This window comes from Bacteroides faecalis, from assembly GCF_003865075.1.
Classification (GTDB): domain Bacteria; phylum Bacteroidota; class Bacteroidia; order Bacteroidales; family Bacteroidaceae; genus Bacteroides; species Bacteroides faecalis.
The window spans coordinates 1-18,579 of sequence record NZ_BHWB01000032.1 but is presented as its reverse complement, the minus strand read 5'-3'; the positions used below and the strand labels follow the sequence as shown (position 1 = coordinate 18,579).

Below are 18,579 nucleotides of genomic sequence, written 5' to 3'. Positions count from 1 at the left end.
TATTATAGGTGTCATGAAGAAACAAGTAACAGTGATTTTGTTTTCCGCTCTGATTTTGAGTGGATGTGCGTCGGGACGTATGGGAAATCCGGGAGCAATTATGGCGGGTGCTGCTATTGGCGGCGGTTTGGGTAGTTCCATTGGTGGACTGATTGGTGATAATAATCATGGTTGGAGAGGTGGATATCGTGGCTCTGCTATTGGAAACATTGTAGGTACCATTGCCGGTGCTGCAATTGGTAATGCTTTGACGACTCCAAAACAAGAACCGGTGGAAGAGTATGCCTATGTTCCTGAAGTGAGAGAAGTTTATACGAAATCCCGAACTCGTCCGCAGGTGCAACGTCCCTTGCCTCAGTTGAAGTTGCGCAAGATTCGTTTTATTGATGATAACCGTAACCATGTGATTGACGCTGGAGAGAGCAGTAAAATTATTTTTGAGGTAATGAATGAAGGTAAGACTCCAGTATATGATGTTGTTCCTATTGTGGAGACTGTCGGTAAAGTAAAGCATATTGGTATATCTCCGTCTGTGATGGTTGAGGAAATTCTACCTGGTGAAGGATTCCGTTATACAGCGACCATTTATGCTGGTCCTAAATTGAAAGACGGTGAGGTTACTTTCCGCGTTGCTGTGTCCGATGAAAATGGAAATATTTGTGATGCACAGGAGTTTGCATTGCCTACTCGACGTGCAGAACGATAATATTGGAACTATTTTCCAATTCTTCATCATTTAGTTATTACCATCTGTTGTTTCGCTCATAGCATCATTCTGTTTGGGAATAGCATATTGGGTTTGTAATATAATAGATTGATCAAATCTATAATCATAAAAAACAGACTTTAATTTAGATATTATAGTATTGCAATAGTTGATTAAGTTTAAAATTCTACCTCCACAGTAAAAACAGCATTTTCTCTATCAACCTATCACCAATCTTCTATAACTCTTTATTCATCGATGTTTTAGTGGTGATAGGTTGCACTTTTAACCTATCACCCGATCTGTCACCTATCACCGCAAATCATCTACACCGCAGATTTGATATCATAAATATAAATCATAGATTAAAATATCAAGAATTAGTTTCATGCAAGCATTCACTCAAATGAAAAAATGCCTGTTATTCTATCAGTTTCATGTCATGAAACTGTTGGTTTCATAGGGTGAAACTTTTAGTTTCAAGGCATGGAACTATTAGTTTCAATAGAGTGAAACTAATAGTTTTAGGCGTTTGAAACTATTGGTTTTCCTATATGAAACTAATAGTTCCACCCTATGAAACTAATCTTTGTTATGGAAGTTTGTAATGTACTAGATTAACTTTAGACTTTTTGGGTTTTATTTCTTATCTAATACATCTTCTTTTTAATTTTCCTGATTCATTCAACAGTATAATGTAAGTAAGTCTTCCTAATTGAGCCGACATTACAATATATACATCTTTTTAATAGAGTTATTTTTATAATTGGTAAGATGATCATGAAAACTTATTTGAACCATATTATGAATTTACCAATTATTTCCGGCATTACTACTACCGATAAGTATTTCTACCCGCTGTTTATATAAATTGGCGCCTTCAGCAATATTCTTTCCTGCATCTGCTGTTCCCATTCCGTAAACAACAATGGGTGTTTGCCATGACATTCCCGAATGAATAGCACTCACTTGATAAGGGCGTAAAAGTTCATCTGTGGTGAAGCGGTTTCTTCCACCACTTCGATATGCTTCGTATTCAGAGCCTGTTGTTGTTACTACTGTCAGTGGCTTTCCAGCCACTGCCGGAGTTTTAGATAAAAAAGTGAAAACTTCGTCTTGCCATTTTTTCAGCAAAGAGGGAGCAGACATCCAATAGAATGGAAACTGGTAGATGACAGCAGAAGCTTCAGAAATAATTTTGCTCCATTCGTCCACATTAAAAGTTGGCTCCTGCATATCGTAGAGATTAAATATAGCTACGCCTTCGATGTCTTTAACTGCATCAAGTAATGCTTTATTAGCCTGCGATTCCCTGAAATTTGGATGCGCCAGGAGAATTACTACTTTTCTTAAATCTTTATTCATATTCATATTCATTTGGGAATTTAGGATAAAACAATTTCGCATATAGAGATATAAGGTCAAAAATAAGAAAAAGTTCTCAGAATTTTATATCTTAATAAAAAATAAGTAGTATCATTGATTAAAGTTTTAACAGTCGTTAGACCGTATTATGCTACCATATTTTAAGAATAAATCTTTCTTTTATAATCATAAAATAAAGATTTGTTTTAACTTTTATGTTTGATTTGTTCTATTTATATCAACTTTGTTTCTAATTCATAGGCTTTTTGAATCATATATATTATATTTGTGATATAAAAAGAAATGAAATAAAAAAGGTTTGTTTTATGATACTGATATTTTCTTATATTGTATGATTTCTTTTTAGATAATATAGAAATAAAATCTAATGCATTGTGACATTTATAAATACTATAATCTTAAAAAGACTATTTATTAGGAAAGAAAAATTATTCACTTTTTTGATTGTATTTTTCTTGGGGGGATTATTCTTTACTTTATCTTGGACAAATGTATTATGATGCCAAGATATGTTTAGTGGAAAAGCAGAAAATGCTTTTAGGAATGCTTTACAACAAAAATTACAGGAAGAGTCTTTTTGTATGGCACTTATATGTTACAGTTTCTTATATCAGATATAGAAGGTAATATTAAGACTTCTGTGTTTCCGAAAATTTCTTTAAATGAGAAATTTGTACAGTGTTTCAATTGTACGGTTGGTTATCGTTGTGAAGTCGATATATACGGATTCTATCGTCCTGTTTTTAGAAAAATAATAGGACTAGAAGGTATTGTTTATAGTTTGTGCTATTGGTTAGGTATTATAGGTATATATGGAATTGTATAATATCTAATGAGAAAGAGTAAGGAAATAGCTGATTTGAAAAAAAGAGAAGATAAATTAATGGAGCAACATATTAAAAATGTAGAAAGTACAGATCTTCACAATTATGGATTATATGAAAATGTAATATTCTATTTCGAGCAAAGAAAGCTTATAATAGACGATGAGGAAATCTCAATGAATCCACAAACTGCAATTTTATTGCAGAATTTTCTGGATGCACCAATATACAGATGATGAGATGTATGATATTAATAAAATGTTATTTCCGGTATTTGCCAATGACGATATTATTGTATGCTATTTGAATCAATATTTATATGATTGAATAAAGAATGTTGTATTGTCGGAAAAACAATGTAAATATTTGGAAGAGGGAGGAACTTTACTAGTAGTTTATTATTTGAAGAAATAACATGAAAGATTTTATCTCTGTGTTTGTTCCTGATTCTAAATAATTATGAGCTATGTGATTTTTAGGAAAAATATATAGCTTTGGCCATTAATTATTATTTGTCTTATAACATGGAAGAGCTTATGCTATTTTAATATGAAGTAATTCTGTGAAACTTGAATATTTTATTTTCTTATCGGTATTGACCTTAAAATGAAAAAGTATTGTATTTTTGCAGACACGTTAAAATGGAACGTTTTTTATTTAGATAAGAATTATATATGATAGATTTTACCCAATTTCCTTCTCCTTGTTATATCATGGAAGAAGAACTACTTAGAAAGAACCTAAGTCTGATCAAAAGTGTAGCTGACAAGGCAGGAGTGGAGATCATTTTAGCTTTCAAGTCATTTGCCATGTGGCGTTCTTTCCCTATATTTCGCGAATACATTAATCATTCTACAGCCAGTTCTGTATATGAAGCTCGTTTAGCTTTGGAAGAATTTGGAAGCAGAGCACATACTTATTCTCCCGCATATACAGAACAAGATTTTCCGGAGATTATGCGTTGCAGTAGTCATATCACTTTTAATTCTTTGTCACAATTTCAACGTTTTTATCCGATGATAGTAGCAGAGAAGAATGACATCTCATGTGGTATACGTGTTAATCCCGAATATTCGGAAGTAGAAACTGAGCTTTATAATCCTTGTGCACCCGGTACTCGCTTCGGTATTACTGCTGATTTACTACCTGAGACTTTACCGCAAGGTATTGAAGGCTTCCATTGTCACTGCCATTGTGAATCTTCTTCCTTTGAGTTAGAACGTACCTTACAACATCTGGAAGAAAAGTTTGCTCGTTGGTTTCCGCAATTAAAGTGGTTAAATCTGGGTGGCGGTCATTTGATGACTCGTAAAGATTATGATACAGCACACCTGATAAAACTGTTACAAGGATTAAAAGCACGCTACCCTCATTTACAAATTATTCTTGAACCGGGTTCGGCTTTTACTTGGCAGACGGGAGTGCTGACTTCTGAAGTCGTAGATATTGTAGAAAGTCGTGGAATTAAAACTGCTATCTTAAATGTTAGTTTTACTTGTCATATGCCCGATTGTTTGGAAATGCCATATCAACCGGCCGTTCGTGGTGCGGAAATGGGAAATGAAGGAAACTATATCTACCGTCTTGGTGGAAACTCTTGTTTGAGTGGGGATTATATGGGATTTTGGAGTTTCGATCATGAATTGCAGATTGGTGAACAAATTCTGTTTGAAGATATGATTCATTATACGATGGTGAAGACAAATATGTTTAACGGTATCCATCACCCCGCTATTGCTCTTTGGACGAAAGAAGGGAAGGCTGAAATATACAAGCAATTTTCTTACGAAGATTATCGTAACCGAATGAGTTGATAATCAAAACGATCGTTTTGTGGTGGGTGTAGAGTGGAATATATTACTGTGAAAAAAGTAAGCAGAATGTTTGCAGGTTTACGGAATTTGTCTACCTTTGCAACCGCAAACGAAAAAATGCGGAAATAGCTCAGTTGGTAGAGCATAACCTTGCCAAGGTTAGGGTCGCGAGTTCGAGTCTCGTTTTCCGCTCATGTTTTCTTTGAAATGTTGGAAATAAATCTTTGCCCAGGTGGCGGAATTGGTAGACGCGCACGTTTCAGGTGCGTGTGTCGCGAGGCATGCAGGTTCGAGTCCTGTTCTGGGCACAGAGATTATTAACTTTAATTCTGGAGAGGTGGCGGAATTGGTAGACGCGCTACTTTGAGGGGGTAGTGACAGTTATGTCGTGGGAGTTCGAGTCTCCTTCTCTTCACAGGTAATTAAAGTGTTTTGCGGAAATAGCTCAGTTGGTAGAGCATAACCTTGCCAAGGTTAGGGTCGCGAGTTCGAGTCTCGTTTTCCGCTCTTATTTCTTTGAAATATTGGGACTAAGTTTTGCCCAGGTGGCGGAATTGGTAGACGCGCACGTTTCAGGTGCGTGTGTCGCAAGGCATGCAGGTTCGAGTCCTGTTCTGGGCACCACTCATTCAGATCGCTGAAAGAAGAAAAAGAAATTTAGTTTGCGGAAATAGCTCAGTTGGTAGAGCATAACCTTGCCAAGGTTAGGGTCGCGAGTTCGAGTCTCGTTTTCCGCTCATATACATCCAAGGTTGTCAATCACTGTGATTGGCAACCTTTTTTATTTATGTATTGGATCTTATTTATTGACAGCTGTGCTTTTTAATGAGTATGATTCTCATCATAATATATCAAACTTTTGAGAGTTCCTATTGGGGCTTTATGATATAGGGAAAAGTGGTATTAACCCTTTTGCTATTGTTAGAAAAATAACTTACTGCGTTATTTTATTCTTACTCTATAAATTAGTTTTTTCTGTTTTCTTTCTTCTCTATTATTTCTTGTTTTTTTGTGTTATGCAATATGTGTTAAAATCCGGAAGCGAATTAATTTTGTTTTTCGCCATGAATTGTATCATATAAAAAGTAATGCAAATGAAAAATAGAAATGGATTTAGTCAATGTGCTGAGCAGTACATTGCACGTTTACGGAAAGAAGGCCGTTATTCAACAGCGCATGTATACAAGAATGCGCTTTATTCTTTCACTAGTTTTTGCGGTACTATACATGTATCGTTTAATCAGATAACTCGGGAGTGTTTGCGACATTACGGACAACATCTTTATGGATGTGGGTTGAAACCTAATACAGTTTCTACGTATATGCGGATGCTTCGTAGTATTTATAATCGGGGAGTAGAAGCGGGAAATGCTCCTTATATTCCTCGTTTGTTTCGTGATGTGTATACTGGAGTGGATGTACGACAGAAAAAAGCTCTGCCTGTTGGAGAACTCCATAAGTTACTTTATGAGGATCCTGGTTCAGAGCAACTGCGACGTACACAGGCTATTGCTGCTCTGATGTTTCAGTTTTGCGGGATGCCATTTGTAGATTTTGCCTATATGGAAAAGTCTGCTTTACAACAGAATGTGCTGCACTATAGTCGTGTGAAAACCCGGACACCGATGAGTATAGAAGTTCTGGATACAGCAAAAGAACTTATAAACCAACTTCGTAGCAAACATATTCCATTGCCAGGTTACCCTGATTATCTGTTTAATGTCTTGAGTGGGAATAAAAAGAGAAAAGAAGAAAGTGCATATCGTGAATATCAATCGGCTCTTCGGCTATTCAATAATCGTCTAAAAGGACTTGCCAGAGCATTGAATATAAGCTCTTTAGTTACTTCTTATACGCTTCGCCATTCGTGGGCGACTACTGCAAAGTATCGGGGAGTGCCTATTGAAATGATCAGTGAATCATTAGGGCATACATCAATCAAAACAACACAAATCTATTTGAAAGGCTTTGGATTAAAAGAACGGACAGAAGTGAATAGGTTGAATTTATATTACGTTAAGAAATGTGCGGCAAACTAATTTTTGAAAGTTAAAAACCTGAAAATCAAAATTAAAGTATGTTCGTTACTTCTTAGGTAACGGAATTAAATCTGCCGCAAAGATATACAAAAATATAAATAACCAGCAAATTATTATCTGTTTTTTTCTTTATCTCAATGATTTAGGATAAAAAATGTTTGAGCATGAAATTATCTTATCTTCATACTCTATAGTTTATTTGCTTTATTTTTTTAGAAGTATTTCTTTCACTAAAGATGAATACCTTTCTAACATTGTATTTGTCGGTGTTTTTCTTTTGTTTCATCTGATATGGTTTTTCTTTGGTGTATTCCGTTACCTAAGAAGTAATGGACAAGTATGGGGTAAAAAATATGATTTCGAGGGAATAGAAATCAATGAATGGTGGGGCATTTATAGAAATTGGGGAGTAGGTTGCACTTTTGTAACCTTAACGGGCTGTGTTTAATTGTTTAATAATGATGAGTTAATGAAAGTATGGGTATGCATGTGCTCTGTCACATTATTGTTGATGTCTTGCCAATCGTATAAAAATGTACCTTATCTGAAAGATGCAGAAGAGGTATGTCAAAGGACACAACAGGAGAAACTTTATGATGCCAAAATTATGCCAAAAGACTTGCTGACGATTGTAGTGTCGTGTACAAGTCCGGAATTGGCGGCTCCTTTTAATCTGACTGTAGCTACAGGGAGTAATGTAGCTTTGAATTATACAACAACACAGCCCGTTTTACAGCAATATCTGGTTGATAACGATGGGAAAATCAATTTCCCTGTGCTAGGAGAATTATCCGTAGGAGGATTGACAAAGAAACAGACAGAGCAATTGGTAGTGGAAAAATTAAAACCTTATTTAACGGAAACTCCTATTGTTACTGTACGTATGGTGAACTATAAGATTTCGGTAATTGGTGAGGTGGCACATCCCGGTACATTTATTATTTCGAATGAAAAAGTGAATCTTTTGGAAGCATTGGCAATGGCAGGAGATATGACAGTGTACGGACTTCGTAATGATATCAAATTGATTCGTGAAGATGCTACGGGGAAGCAAGAGATCGTATCTTTGGATTTGAATAAAGCTGAAACGATTTTCTCTCCTTATTATTATCTGCAACAAAATGATATTGTCTATGTGACTCCGAATAAAGCTAAGGCGCGGAATGCCGATATTGGAAGTAGTACAAGTTTATGGTTTTCGGCAACTTCTATTTTAATCTCTCTTGCCAGTTTGTTATTTAATATTTTAAAATAGCTTATATAATGAAAGAGAATTCATACGGGGAGGTAAACGTTGTGAATGAAGAAGAAATTGATCTTTGGGAATTAATCTTTAGTTATTTGGCTTATTGGCCATGGATTATTACATCTGTATTTCTTTGTTTTGTGGGTGCTTGGTTGTATTTATACTTCACTCCTCCTGTTTATCGTGTTTCTGCTTCTATTATTATTAAGGATGAAAAAAAGGAAGGGAATGCGGGAACTGCTATCGGGTTGGAGAATCTAGGATTAGGCGGTATGATTACAGCTTCGCAAAATATGGACAATGAGATGGAAGTATTGCGCTCCAAGTCATTACTTAAAAGAGTGGTGAATGATCTGGAACTATATATAACTTATAAAAATGAGGATGAATTTCCAGCGCAGGAACTGTATAAATCTTCTCCTGTCATAGTTAGTTTGACTCCACAAGAGGCTGATAAATTGTCGGAAAGTGTACTTATTCATATGAAGTTTTCATCAGTGGGCGGTTTAGAAGTCAAAGTGAATGTAGGGGATAGTTTATATAGCCGACATTTTGATCAGTTGCCGGCAGTATTACCTACAGATGTCGGAACTTTTGGTTTTATGTTAAATGATTCCTTTCAGGCAGGAGAGGGAAAAGAAGTCTCCCATGTTAGTGCAGTAATCTCTCAACCGATGAAAGTGGCTAAAGGATATCTCAATACTTTGGCTATAAAACCAACATCTAAAACAACTTCTGTTGCCATCATTTCTTTGGAAAATACTAATTCTCGACGTGGACGTGATTTTATCAATAAATTATTGGAGATGTATAATCAGAATGCCAATAATGACAAAAATGAAGTGGCAGAGAAAACGCGTGATTTTATCAATACCCGAATAGAGATTATTAATAAGGAACTTGGAAATACGGAAGAAAAACTGGAAACGTTCAAGCGAAATGCCGGATTGACAAATATAAGTAGTGATGCAGAATTGGCTTTGGAAGGAAATGCGGAATATGAGAAGAAACGAGTAGCAAACGGAACACAAATTAATTTGATACACGACTTGGTTACCTATATCAATAACTCTTCTAATGAGTTTGAAGTGCTTCCAGGGAATATTGGTTTATCGGATGGTGGGCTTTCAACACAAATCGACCGTTATAATGAGTTGATTCTTGAACGTAAGCGGCTTTTGAATACTTCTACGGAAAATAATCCTGCGATTATTAATTTGACTGCAAGTATTCAGGCAATGAAAACGAATGTACGGGCGACTATGAATGGAGTTCTGCAAGGGTTGCTTATAACAAAGGCTGATTTGGATCGTGAAGCTAAACGATTTTCGCGTCGTATTAGTGATGCTCCCGGACAGGAGCGGCAATATGTGAGTATAACACGTCAACAAGAGATTAAAGCGGGACTTTATTTAATGCTTCTGCAAAAGCGGGAAGAAAACGCTATAACACTGGCTGCTACTGCCAATAATGCTAAAATAATTGATGAACCGATTGCGGATGATGTTCCTGTTTCTCCCAGACGGTTAATTATTTACTTAATTGCATTGATACTGGGGATGGGAATACCGGCAGCGGCTATTTTCTTGATCGGATTGCTTAAATTCAAGATTGAAGATCGTACTGATGTAGAGAAACTGACTAGAGTCCCTGTTGTTGGCTGTATTCCTCTGGCAGATGAGAAACAGGAAAAGCAAGGTTCGATAGTCGTATTTGAGAATCAAAACAACCTGATGAGTGAAGCTTTCCGTAATATCCGGACAAACCTTCAGTTTATGTTTCATGATGGTGGAAAAGTGATAATGATAACTTCGACCATTAGTGGTGAAGGAAAATCGTTTGTTGCTTCCAATCTAGCCATCAGTTTTTCATTAATGGGTAAGAGAGTGGTAATTGTTGGACTTGATCTTCGTAAACCGGGATTGAATAAAGTGTTCAGCATTTCGACTCAAAGAAGTGGGATCACTCAATATCTGGCGAATCCGGCTACCACAGAACTAGTGGATTTGATACAGCCTTCAGGAATAAATTCTGATCTGTATGTTCTTCCGGGTGGAACCGTTCCTCCTAATCCTACGGAATTACTGACTCGTGATACTTTGGATAAAGCTATTCGGGTTTTGAAAGAGCGTTTTGATTATGTGATTCTTGATACAGCTCCGATAGGTATGGTAACTGATACATTGGTAATTGGTCGTGTTGCTGATTTATCTGTGTATGTGTGTCGTTCCGGGTATACACATAAAGGGGAATATATGCTAATTAATGAATTGGCGGAAGGTGGAAAGTTGCCGGATTTATGCACAATTATTAATGGAGAAGATTTGACTAAAAGGAAATATGGATATTACGGTTACGGTAAGTATGGTGGTAAATATGGTTATGGAAAGGGGTATGGTTACGGTTATGGACAGAATGTAAGTAAATAGAGTTAAAAGTTCAATATTCCGATTTATGTGTAACTTTTCTCAAAAAGAAAAGCCCAGAGATGAAATGAACCCAAAAAATTGACATAACTTTTGGGATCAGTTCAAATAGGGGCTTTTTTTTATTTATGCTAACAGAGTTGTTTCTATCAATTCTTTTAGCTGTGCTTTATTCATTGTTCCGAGTTTCATTATTGGCTTACTTCCTGGTCGGCACAACAAAAGATTAGGAATTGTACGGATATTGAATGTAGTTTCCAATTCCGGTACTTGGTCTACATCTACTTTATAAATGTTTATTTTCCCATCATATTCTTTTGCTAATTGGTCTAATATGGGAGATAATGCTCTGCAATATCCACACCAAGGAGCATGAAAATCTACGAGACAAGGTTTGTCACCTTTGAAATCCCACTGGTCAGGATAAGTCTGATAATCAGCTACTCTCTCAACAAAACTCTCTTTGGTCAAATCTATTATTTTCATATTTTTCTTTTATTTATAGTGACAATACTTTTTTATTTATCATATGGCAAAGATAGAGGATTCTGCCAAGAACGTCGATAGCCATTTTTCCTATAGATTTAACAATACTTCCTTTCCGTACTTTTCTAATGAAATTCTAATTTGGAATGAGAGTTTTATAATTATTTTGATCCTTTTCTACCTTACCTCGTTTCGGACAAGTAGAAAGAATGGAAGAGAATGATATTGTTCAAGGGAATTGTCGTGATGAAGAAAGGAGAGAATCCAGGAGAAGTCATTACAAATCTGAAAGAAAGGATAGAATCATTGAATTAGGATATACTTCTGAAAAATGTACTGATTGTACCATTCTGTGATTGTAGCGGTCGTTATTACATTAGCTTTATTATTCGCATTTATCTGTTTGCGTGCATAATGGGTATTTTCTCTTGTAATAATCATACAAAACATTTTATTGTTTCTCTTTGTTAAATTATAAAATGAATTATCTATAAATTCACATAATAAAGACAGCATTTGATATGATTAAAAAAATAGATTATTTTTCTTTATTTGCAAGAATAGCTATTGGTCTGAGTTTTTTGTCAGCTGTTGCAGATCGAATTGGATTATGGACCCTTATTTTGGGGAGCGAAAATGTAGTTTGGGGTAACATGGAAAACTTTATTGTGTATACAGGGGTATTAGTCCCTTGGATTCCCAATCAAATTTTGCCATTATTGGCCTGGTCGGTTACATTGGTAGAAATAGTTCTTGGAGTATTATTAATAATTGGTTTTCGGCAACGTATAGTGGCTCTTTTTAGTGGAATCCTATTATTAACTTTTGCTTTTTCAATGCTATTCTTTACGAGTTTTAAGGCTCCATTAGATTACAGTGTGTTTACAGCCGCGGCTTGTTCTTTTTTGCTTTATAAAAACAGTAAATAAAAAAACTTCCCATCTATGGTAAGTCTTTTAATCTATCTAAGTGTTTTTTTTAATCATTAAGATGTTTTTTTCTATCCCTTAGCCTCCTGATACATGAATCGTTTGATTGATTTCTTTGCTGTTTTTTCAAACTCTTCAAAGTGTATTTTAATTTTGCTGATTTGGCAGTAACCAGGAAGCTGCTGGTTTAACTCTATACGATTGGCTTCCATCATTTTTTCAATGTCTGTTTGCTGTAATCCATGTGCAAAAGCATCGTCAAAATCCGGATAAATAAGTGCCACCAACTTATCATGTTGCAAGACGATCAGTGATTCCGATACATATGGCATATTGTTTAACTTACTTTCTATTTCCTCCGGATAGATATTTTGCCCACTGGAGGTCAGTAGCATATTTTTGCTACGTCCACGAACTGTTACATATCCATCTTCGTCAATTGTTGCAAGATCACCAGTATGAAGCCATCCATGAGTATCTATTATTTGAGAGGTAGCTTCCGGATTCTTATAATAACCTAACATCAGGTTCATACCCTTGCAAACAATTTCTCCTGCGTGAGTTTGGGGATCCGGTGAATCAATATGTACTTCCATCCGGCTGCTTGCTTTTCCGCAAGAAGCCAGTTTTAAGGTATCCCAACGACTGGAACAAATGGTCGGACCACATTCGGTCATACCGTATGCAATGGTATAGGGGAATCCTATTTTTTTGAGAAAGGCTTCTACTTCTGCATTAAAAGGAGCACCACCGATAATGATTTCATCAAAGTTTCCTCCAAAGATTTCCATAGCGGCTTGGCGTGCTGCTGCTTTTATTTTATCATTTATAATAGGAACTCTCAGCAGAAGTTTGCCTATTTTATTATCTACTTTCGGAAGGATCTCTTTTTTGATAATCTTCTCAACGATTAATGGTACGCAGGAAATAATCCTTGGTTTTATTTCTGCGAAAGATTGTGCAATAATCTTTGGAGACGGCATACGTGTTAGAAAGTAGATATGGGCACCTGCTGAGAACCCGTACAAAAAGTCATATACCATACCGAATACATGTCCCATAGGCAGCGTGGATACAATGTGATCTCCGGGTTTTACAGGAAGCATTTCGTGGCAGTAGGCAACGTTTGACCATAGACTACGATAGGGTAGCATTACACCTTTAGAATAACCTGTAGTTCCAGAAGTATAGTTAATGACGGCAAGCTCTTCCGGTCGATTTTTCCGGTAACAAATATGTTCTTGACGGAAACATTTCGGATAACGTTCTCCGTAAATGGCGTTACGATGTTCGAAAGCATAACTCAGTTTTTCGTTGCGTGATACCAATGGAGAAAAATCGGTAAGTGAGGCAATACCTTCTAACAGAGGCATGAGGTCTTCATTTAAATTTTCCCACACTTGGTCGCCAACAAAAAGTAGTTTAGCTTCGGAGTGATTGACAATATTATGAATATTGTCTGCCTTAAATTCATGCAGAATAGGAACGATTACAGCTCCATATGTAATGGTTGCAAGAAAAGCAACCCCCCAATGGGCACTGTTACGTCCACAGACGGCTATCTTATCACCCGGCTGAATACCGGCACTTTCGAGTACGATATGAAATTTGGCTATCTTACGTGCTACATCTTTATATTGTAGAGTGATTCCTTTGTAGTCTGTCAGGGCGTTTCTATCCCAATTCTTGATTATACCTTGTTCAATATAATCAATGAACTGTTGTTCTTGTTCCATTCGAATTTTTGCACATTTGGTTTTAAACTGCGCAAAAATAATATTTCATTAACATAAACTGAATTTTAAATCTAAGTTTTACGGTTAATTAACGAGGGAGATTGTGGTATCTTTAATTGCGGACAGGTGAAAGAAAATTAGCTATTAGCATAATAAAATATGCTAATAGCTAAACTGTTTTTGCCAATACCATATGGAATACTCTTTCATACGTTATTCTGAGGTAATAGCTTCTTCTTTTTGTTTTTCGGAAATAAGTAGCAGTTTATCTCCTTTATGCAATTTCAGTGTTCCGTTCGGAATCAAAAACTCATCTCCACGTTTTACGATCATTACCAATGTGCCTTTTGGTAAGTTCATATCCTTTAAAGTGTCTGCTTCTTCCAACATTTCTTCTGTGACAGTCATGTCACTAAGATCCGAGTCTATTTCTTCGGGAAGTTCTACCCCGAAGTCATTGCCCGTTTTAGGAAGTGGTTCGGAGAGATGCAACAAACGGGCTACCGATGAAACAGTTGTTCCCTGAATAATCAGTGAAACGATGGTGATGAAAAACACTATATTGAAAATAATATTCGAACCTTCTACATCTGCAACTACCGGATAGGTGGCGAAAATAATAGGAACTGCTCCGCGCAATCCTACCCATGAAACGAATAGGCGAGATTTCATTGTGATCTTCTTAAAGGGTAACAAGCATAAAAATACACTTAAAGGACGACCAATGACGATCATGAAGATTCCGATTAACAATGCAACGGCAGCTACTTCCAACATTTCATGTGGATTGACAAGCAATCCCAGGCAAAGGAACATGATAATCTGAAACAACCAGGTGAGTCCGTCCATAAAAGTGTAAATCTCTTTGCGATGCATGATTTTGTTGTTTCCTACCATGATACCGGCAATGTATACAGCAAGATAACCGTTACCTTTCAGTAAATCTGTGATAGAAAAAGTAAAGAATATGAATGCCAGCAATAGGATGGGATATAAAGCTTGGTTATCAATATTGAGTTTATTCAGCATACGGATAGCCAGTTTGCCAAGTATGTATCCTGCAGCTGCACCTATGATGAATTGGATGGCAAAGGAGAAGATAATGGAGCCTACTCCCATACCTGCCGATTGGATAAATTGTATCAATACAATCGTCAGCATATAAGCCATCGGGTCATTGCTACCACTTTCAAGCTCTAACATCGGACGCAGATTATGTTTAAGGTTCATCTTCTGCGAACGTAGAATAGCGAATACTGATGCGGAATCGGTTGATGACATGGTGGAAGCTAATAGCAGGGAAGTAGTGATAGGCAGATAAATGTTTGTCCAACTCATCCCGGAAAGCCACCATATAAATAGTCCGGTAAATAGAGCAGTGAGCAGAACTCCGACTGTGGAAAGAACGATACCGGGAACTAATATAGGCTTGATTTCTCTGAACTTTGTATCCATACCTCCTGAGAATAGGATGATACTTAATGCAACCATACCAATAAATTGTGCTTCCTTCGCATTATGAAACTGAAGTCCGAGTCCGTCGCTACCAAATAGCATGCCTACTACAAGAAATAGTAATAAAGCAGGTACTCCGAAGCGATATCCGGTTTTTCCAACAACGATACTGACGAAAAGTAAGATGGAACCAACAAGTAAGATGTTTTCTGCTGTAAAAATCATAGACTATACTAATAAAAGTTATATAAATATTAAATTAGTGTTCACTGTGCGAAGTTACACATTATTTAAAACAAATAAAAGTCCTGTTTGGATGTATTTTTCGAGGAAAAGGTAGTTAAATTGTTTGAAAACATTAATTTTGTACCCAATTAATCTACATCGTACTTATGGATTCTAACAATCTTACTCCTTTGCGGAAGGGTGTGGTAGGAGTACAATTCTTATTTGTGGCTTTTGGAGCTACGGTACTTGTGCCATTATTGGTGGGGCTTGACCCTTCGACGGCTTTATTCACAGCTGGTATCGGTACACTTATTTTTCATGCGGTTACTAAGGGAAAAGTTCCTATATTTCTAGGAAGTAGCTTTGCATTTATTGCTCCCATCATTAAAGCTACGGAACTTTATGGGTTACCTGGTACGTTATCGGGAATGGTAGGCGTGGCTCTGGTTTATTTCTTGATGAGTGCACTTGTCAAATGGCAGGGAGTTAGGGTGATAGAGAAGTTATTTCCTCCGGTAGTGATCGGACCTGTCATTATATTGATTGGATTGTCACTGGCTGGAACGGGTGTCAATATGGCAAAAGAGAACTGGGTGTTGGCTTTGTTTTCGTTAGTAATGGCAGTTGTTATATCTATGAAGGCAAAAGGATTGTTGAAACTGATTCCTATCTTTTGTGGAATTGTAGTAGGTTATATTGCTGCCTGGCTTTTTTATGATCTGGACTTGTCGGGAGTGAGAGACGCTGCCTGGATTGGCTTACCACAATTTGTTTTTCCGAAATTTTCTTGGGAACCTGTTTTATTCATGATTCCGGTAGCTATTGCACCGGTGATAGAGCATATTGGAGATGTCTATGTAGTTAATACTGTTACAGGAAAAGATTTTGTGAAAGATCCCGGATTACACCGGACCTTATTAGGAGATGGTCTGGCTTGTCTTTGTGCCGGTCTGGTGGGAGGTCCTCCTGTGACCACTTATTCGGAAGTTACAGGAGCAATGTCACTGACGAAGATTACCAATCCGCAAGTGATCCGTATTGCTGCGATTTCCGCTATTTTATTCTCTGTGATAGGAAAGATCAGCGCATTGCTGAAATCGATTCCAAGTGCTGTTTTGGGAGGGATTATGTTGTTGCTTTTCGGAACGATAGCTTGTGCGGGTATCGCTAACTTAATAAATAATTGTATCGACTTAAGTCGTACCAGAAATATTATCATTGTTTCCTTGACTCTGACTGTTGGTATCGGAGGAGCTGTTTTTACTTGGGGAGAATTTTCGTTGTCTGGTATAGGTCTGGCTGCTTTAGTGGGCGTATTACTTAATCTGATTTTACCCCAAGATAATTGATGATAATTCATATGAAAGAATGATTCAAATGGAAGAGTGATGGTTTTTATGATATTTAGGAACAGACTACACAGAGTTTATCAATGGAAAAACTGGATTATCTGAGTTATCTGTCCCTAAATATTATATCGGAGGAATCTTAAAGTGAACTCTTAACGTTATTACTCCAAGTTTTGGGTTACACTTTATTTTTGCAACATCCACTTTATATTGTTAATGCTATAAACCTTCTATATAAATACCTATAATTAAGTTTATGACATGAACTTCATGACATCTTCGTCTACTGAGCTGATACCCCCAATTCCGAATTGTTCAATCAGCACATTTTTTACGTTTGGTGAAAGAAAAGCAGGTAGGGTAGGACCTAGATGGATATTTTTTACTCCCAAAGCTAAAAGAGCCAGTAATACAATGACTGCTTTCTGTTCATACCAAGCAATATTATATACGATAGGCAGTTTATTTATGTCCTCCAATCCAAATATCTCTTTTAGTTTCAAAGCAATGACTGCTAATGAATAACTGTCATTACATTGTCCTGCATCCAATACTCTGGGAATTCCATTAATATCTCCTAAAGGCAACTTATTATATCTATATTTAGCACAGCCTGCTGTCAGAATGACCGTATCCTTTGGAAGTTTACCGGCAAATTCCGTATAATATTCGCGACTTTTCATACGTCCGTCACATCCTGCCATTACGAAGAACTTCCGGATCGCTCCACTTTTTACAGCTTCCACCACTTTATCTGCCAATGCTGTTACTTGTGCGTGCGCAAATCCACCAACCAATGTTCCGTTCTCAATGGCAATAGGTGGCTGGCACTGTTTAGCGTGAGCTATCAGTGCAGAGAAGTCTTTCGGCTTTCCATCTTTTCGTTCCGGAATGTAATGAGCACCTTCCAGTCCGCAGGCTCCGGTAATATAAATACGATCTTTATAGTTGGCATTGGCACGTGGAGGCACAATACAATTACTTGTAAACAGGATCGGTCCGTTGAAGCTTTCGAATTCTTCTTTCTGTTTCCACCAGGCATTTCCGTAATTCCCTGCCAAATGTTTGTATTTCTTTAGTTGAGGATAGTAGTGTGCAGGAAGCATTTCACTATGTGTATATATGTCCACTCCTGTGCCTTCTGTTTGTTGCAATAGTTCCTCGAGGTCTTTCAAATCATGACCGCTTATCAGGATTCCCGGATTTTTACGGACTCCGATATTTACTTCTGTTATTTCCGGATTACCATAGCTATTTGTATTAGCAGTATCGAGCTGTGCCATAGCGGATACACCATGTTTACCTGTCTCCATAGTTAGTTGAATCAATTCGTCCACTGTAATATCGTTTCGGGTAAGCTGCGCCAATGCATGTTGCATGAATGCGAAAATCTCCGGTGACTCGTATCCCAGATTGTGTGCGTGTTCTACGTATGCAGCCATGCCTTTCAGCCCATAATGAACCAGTTCTTTCAAAGAGCGAATGTCTTCGTTAGAAGTACGAAGTACACCTACTGTCAGGGCTTTTTCCTCAAATTCATCTTCTTTTCCATCCCATAGGCATTCGTCCGGAGCATTTTCAATGGTTACATTTTGAGCAAGTTCTCGTTTCAGTTGCAATCCATTCTTGATCTTTTCAATAATAGCTTCTTTATCAAATTGGCATTTGTAATCGTAATAAAGAGTGCATCATAAATAAACTTATCAGCTTTCTCGGATGGATTTCCTTCCTGCCGTAGATGCTCATTATATACTGCTATTCCTCTTACTACAAAGAGTAGCAGGTCTTGCAAGTTAGCTACTTCAGATGTTTTACCGCATACTCCTTTTAAGATACAACCTGTACCCATTGCGGTCTCTTGACATTGATAACAGAACATACTCATAATCTTATTATATTTAAGTTAGTTTTCTTATTATAAATGCAAAAGTAGGAGAAAGGTTGGGGAGAATTCT

At 36.9% G+C, this 18,579-nt stretch carries 13 protein-coding genes, 6 tRNA genes and 2 pseudogenes; 16 read left to right on the top strand and 5 right to left on the bottom strand.

The genetic code is table 11. From position 1 onward, the window contains the following. The first annotated feature begins 13 nt into the window (after positions 1 to 13). Positions 14 to 706, top strand: coding sequence for a YMGG-like glycine zipper-containing protein (locus tag EJF25_RS23595; RefSeq protein WP_125043140.1), 693 nt, complete (start codon positions 14 to 16; stop codon positions 704 to 706). A gap of 810 nt (positions 707 to 1,516) precedes the next feature. Here EJF25_RS23595 and EJF25_RS23590 read toward each other — a convergent pair. Beyond that, complete coding sequence (locus EJF25_RS23590) at positions 1,517 to 2,071, bottom strand: NAD(P)H-dependent oxidoreductase (RefSeq protein ID WP_125043139.1); 555 nt, start codon at positions 2,069 to 2,071, stop codon at positions 1,517 to 1,519. An 853-nt stretch (positions 2,072 to 2,924) separates the two neighbouring features. On the opposite strand from EJF25_RS23590, the gene EJF25_RS23585 reads away from it, so the two are divergent. The 12 genes from EJF25_RS23585 (at position 2,925) to EJF25_RS23530 (ending at position 10,444) form a co-directional block, all read left to right on the top strand. Beyond that, positions 2,925 to 3,152, top strand: coding sequence for a hypothetical protein (locus EJF25_RS23585; RefSeq protein WP_125043137.1), 228 nt, complete (start codon positions 2,925 to 2,927; stop codon positions 3,150 to 3,152). A 438-nt stretch (positions 3,153 to 3,590) separates the two neighbouring features. Next, positions 3,591 to 4,730, top strand: coding sequence for a carboxynorspermidine decarboxylase (nspC, locus tag EJF25_RS23580; protein WP_125043135.1), 1,140 nt, complete (start codon positions 3,591 to 3,593; stop codon positions 4,728 to 4,730). A 119-nt stretch (positions 4,731 to 4,849) separates the two neighbouring features. Beyond that, a tRNA-Gly gene (locus EJF25_RS23570) sits at positions 4,850 to 4,922 on the top strand. A 34-nt stretch (positions 4,923 to 4,956) separates the two neighbouring features. Continuing rightward, positions 4,957 to 5,038, top strand: a tRNA-Leu gene (locus EJF25_RS23565). 23 nt (positions 5,039 to 5,061) lie between these two features. Further along, positions 5,062 to 5,145, top strand: a tRNA-Leu gene (locus tag EJF25_RS23560). 19 nt (positions 5,146 to 5,164) lie between these two features. Beyond that, positions 5,165 to 5,237, top strand: a tRNA-Gly gene (locus EJF25_RS23555). A gap of 32 nt (positions 5,238 to 5,269) precedes the next feature. Continuing rightward, a tRNA-Leu gene (locus EJF25_RS23550) sits at positions 5,270 to 5,354 on the top strand. Positions 5,355 to 5,394: 40 nt separating this feature from the next. After that, positions 5,395 to 5,467, top strand: a tRNA-Gly gene (locus EJF25_RS23545). A 351-nt stretch (positions 5,468 to 5,818) separates the two neighbouring features. Next, positions 5,819 to 6,769, top strand: a complete 951-nt coding sequence (locus EJF25_RS23540) for a tyrosine-type DNA invertase cluster 3b (protein ID WP_125043133.1) — start codon at positions 5,819 to 5,821, stop codon at positions 6,767 to 6,769. Positions 6,770 to 6,923: 154 nt separating this feature from the next. Continuing rightward, positions 6,924 to 7,217 (top strand): hypothetical protein, encoded by a 294-nt coding sequence (locus EJF25_RS24980; protein WP_160119438.1) that lies wholly within the window; start codon positions 6,924 to 6,926, stop codon positions 7,215 to 7,217. Between the two features lie 21 nt (positions 7,218 to 7,238). Then, positions 7,239 to 8,024, top strand: a complete 786-nt coding sequence (locus tag EJF25_RS23535) for a polysaccharide biosynthesis/export family protein (RefSeq protein ID WP_125043130.1) — start codon at positions 7,239 to 7,241, stop codon at positions 8,022 to 8,024. 8 nt (positions 8,025 to 8,032) lie between these two features. Next, entirely contained in the window at positions 8,033 to 10,444 is a 2,412-nt protein-coding gene (locus EJF25_RS23530) for a GumC family protein (protein ID WP_125043128.1), read from the top strand. A gap of 123 nt (positions 10,445 to 10,567) precedes the next feature. Here EJF25_RS23530 and EJF25_RS23525 read toward each other — a convergent pair whose 3' ends face one another. After that, positions 10,568 to 10,927 carry a thioredoxin family protein gene (locus tag EJF25_RS23525; RefSeq protein WP_125043126.1) on the bottom strand — a complete coding sequence of 120 codons (360 nt, stop codon included), beginning with the start codon at positions 10,925 to 10,927 and terminating at the stop codon, positions 10,568 to 10,570. A 176-nt stretch (positions 10,928 to 11,103) separates the two neighbouring features. Here EJF25_RS23525 and EJF25_RS23520 point away from each other — a divergent pair. Together EJF25_RS23520 and EJF25_RS23515 are read left to right on the top strand one after the other, a co-directional pair. Next, positions 11,104 to 11,336 (top strand): annotated as a pseudogene (locus EJF25_RS23520) (hypothetical protein); the annotation flags it as partial. Positions 11,337 to 11,448: 112 nt separating this feature from the next. Further along, on the top strand, positions 11,449 to 11,856 hold the full coding sequence (locus EJF25_RS23515; RefSeq protein ID WP_125043124.1) for a DoxX family protein: 408 nt from the start codon (positions 11,449 to 11,451) through the stop codon (positions 11,854 to 11,856). Positions 11,857 to 11,927: 71 nt separating this feature from the next. Here the strand turns inward: EJF25_RS23515 and EJF25_RS23510 are convergent, their stop codons facing one another. Together EJF25_RS23510 and EJF25_RS23505 are read right to left on the bottom strand one after the other, a co-directional pair. After that, on the bottom strand, positions 11,928 to 13,592 hold the full coding sequence (locus EJF25_RS23510; RefSeq protein ID WP_125043121.1) for a long-chain fatty acid--CoA ligase: 1,665 nt from the start codon (positions 13,590 to 13,592) through the stop codon (positions 11,928 to 11,930). Positions 13,593 to 13,805: 213 nt separating this feature from the next. Continuing rightward, positions 13,806 to 15,272 (bottom strand): potassium/proton antiporter, encoded by a 1,467-nt coding sequence (locus tag EJF25_RS23505; RefSeq protein WP_125043119.1) that lies wholly within the window; start codon positions 15,270 to 15,272, stop codon positions 13,806 to 13,808. Between the two features lie 167 nt (positions 15,273 to 15,439). On the opposite strand from EJF25_RS23505, the gene EJF25_RS23500 reads away from it, so the two are divergent. Beyond that, positions 15,440 to 16,624, top strand: a complete 1,185-nt coding sequence (locus tag EJF25_RS23500) for a uracil-xanthine permease family protein (RefSeq protein WP_125043117.1) — start codon at positions 15,440 to 15,442, stop codon at positions 16,622 to 16,624. A gap of 254 nt (positions 16,625 to 16,878) precedes the next feature. Here the strand turns inward: EJF25_RS23500 and hcp are convergent. Next, positions 16,879 to 18,509: pseudogene (hcp, locus tag EJF25_RS23495) on the bottom strand (hydroxylamine reductase). Positions 18,510 to 18,579 lie beyond the last annotated feature (70 nt).

Coding starts and splice junctions, on each gene's coding strand:
- EJF25_RS23595 (WP_125043140.1), top strand. CDS start 14: ATGAAGAAACAAGTAACAGTGATTTTGTTTTCCGCTCTGATTTTGAGT.
- EJF25_RS23590 (WP_125043139.1), bottom strand. CDS start 2,071: ATGAATAAAGATTTAAGAAAAGTAGTAATTCTCCTGGCGCATCCAAAT.
- EJF25_RS23585 (WP_125043137.1), top strand. CDS start 2,925: ATGAGAAAGAGTAAGGAAATAGCTGATTTGAAAAAAAGAGAAGATAAA.
- nspC (WP_125043135.1), top strand. CDS start 3,591: ATGATAGATTTTACCCAATTTCCTTCTCCTTGTTATATCATGGAAGAA.
- EJF25_RS23540 (WP_125043133.1), top strand. CDS start 5,819: ATGCAAATGAAAAATAGAAATGGATTTAGTCAATGTGCTGAGCAGTAC.
- EJF25_RS24980 (WP_160119438.1), top strand. CDS start 6,924: ATGTTTGAGCATGAAATTATCTTATCTTCATACTCTATAGTTTATTTG.
- EJF25_RS23535 (WP_125043130.1), top strand. CDS start 7,239: ATGAAAGTATGGGTATGCATGTGCTCTGTCACATTATTGTTGATGTCT.
- EJF25_RS23530 (WP_125043128.1), top strand. CDS start 8,033: ATGAAAGAGAATTCATACGGGGAGGTAAACGTTGTGAATGAAGAAGAA.
- EJF25_RS23525 (WP_125043126.1), bottom strand. CDS start 10,927: ATGAAAATAATAGATTTGACCAAAGAGAGTTTTGTTGAGAGAGTAGCT.
- EJF25_RS23515 (WP_125043124.1), top strand. CDS start 11,449: ATGATTAAAAAAATAGATTATTTTTCTTTATTTGCAAGAATAGCTATT.
- EJF25_RS23510 (WP_125043121.1), bottom strand. CDS start 13,592: ATGGAACAAGAACAACAGTTCATTGATTATATTGAACAAGGTATAATC.
- EJF25_RS23505 (WP_125043119.1), bottom strand. CDS start 15,272: ATGATTTTTACAGCAGAAAACATCTTACTTGTTGGTTCCATCTTACTT.
- EJF25_RS23500 (WP_125043117.1), top strand. CDS start 15,440: ATGGATTCTAACAATCTTACTCCTTTGCGGAAGGGTGTGGTAGGAGTA.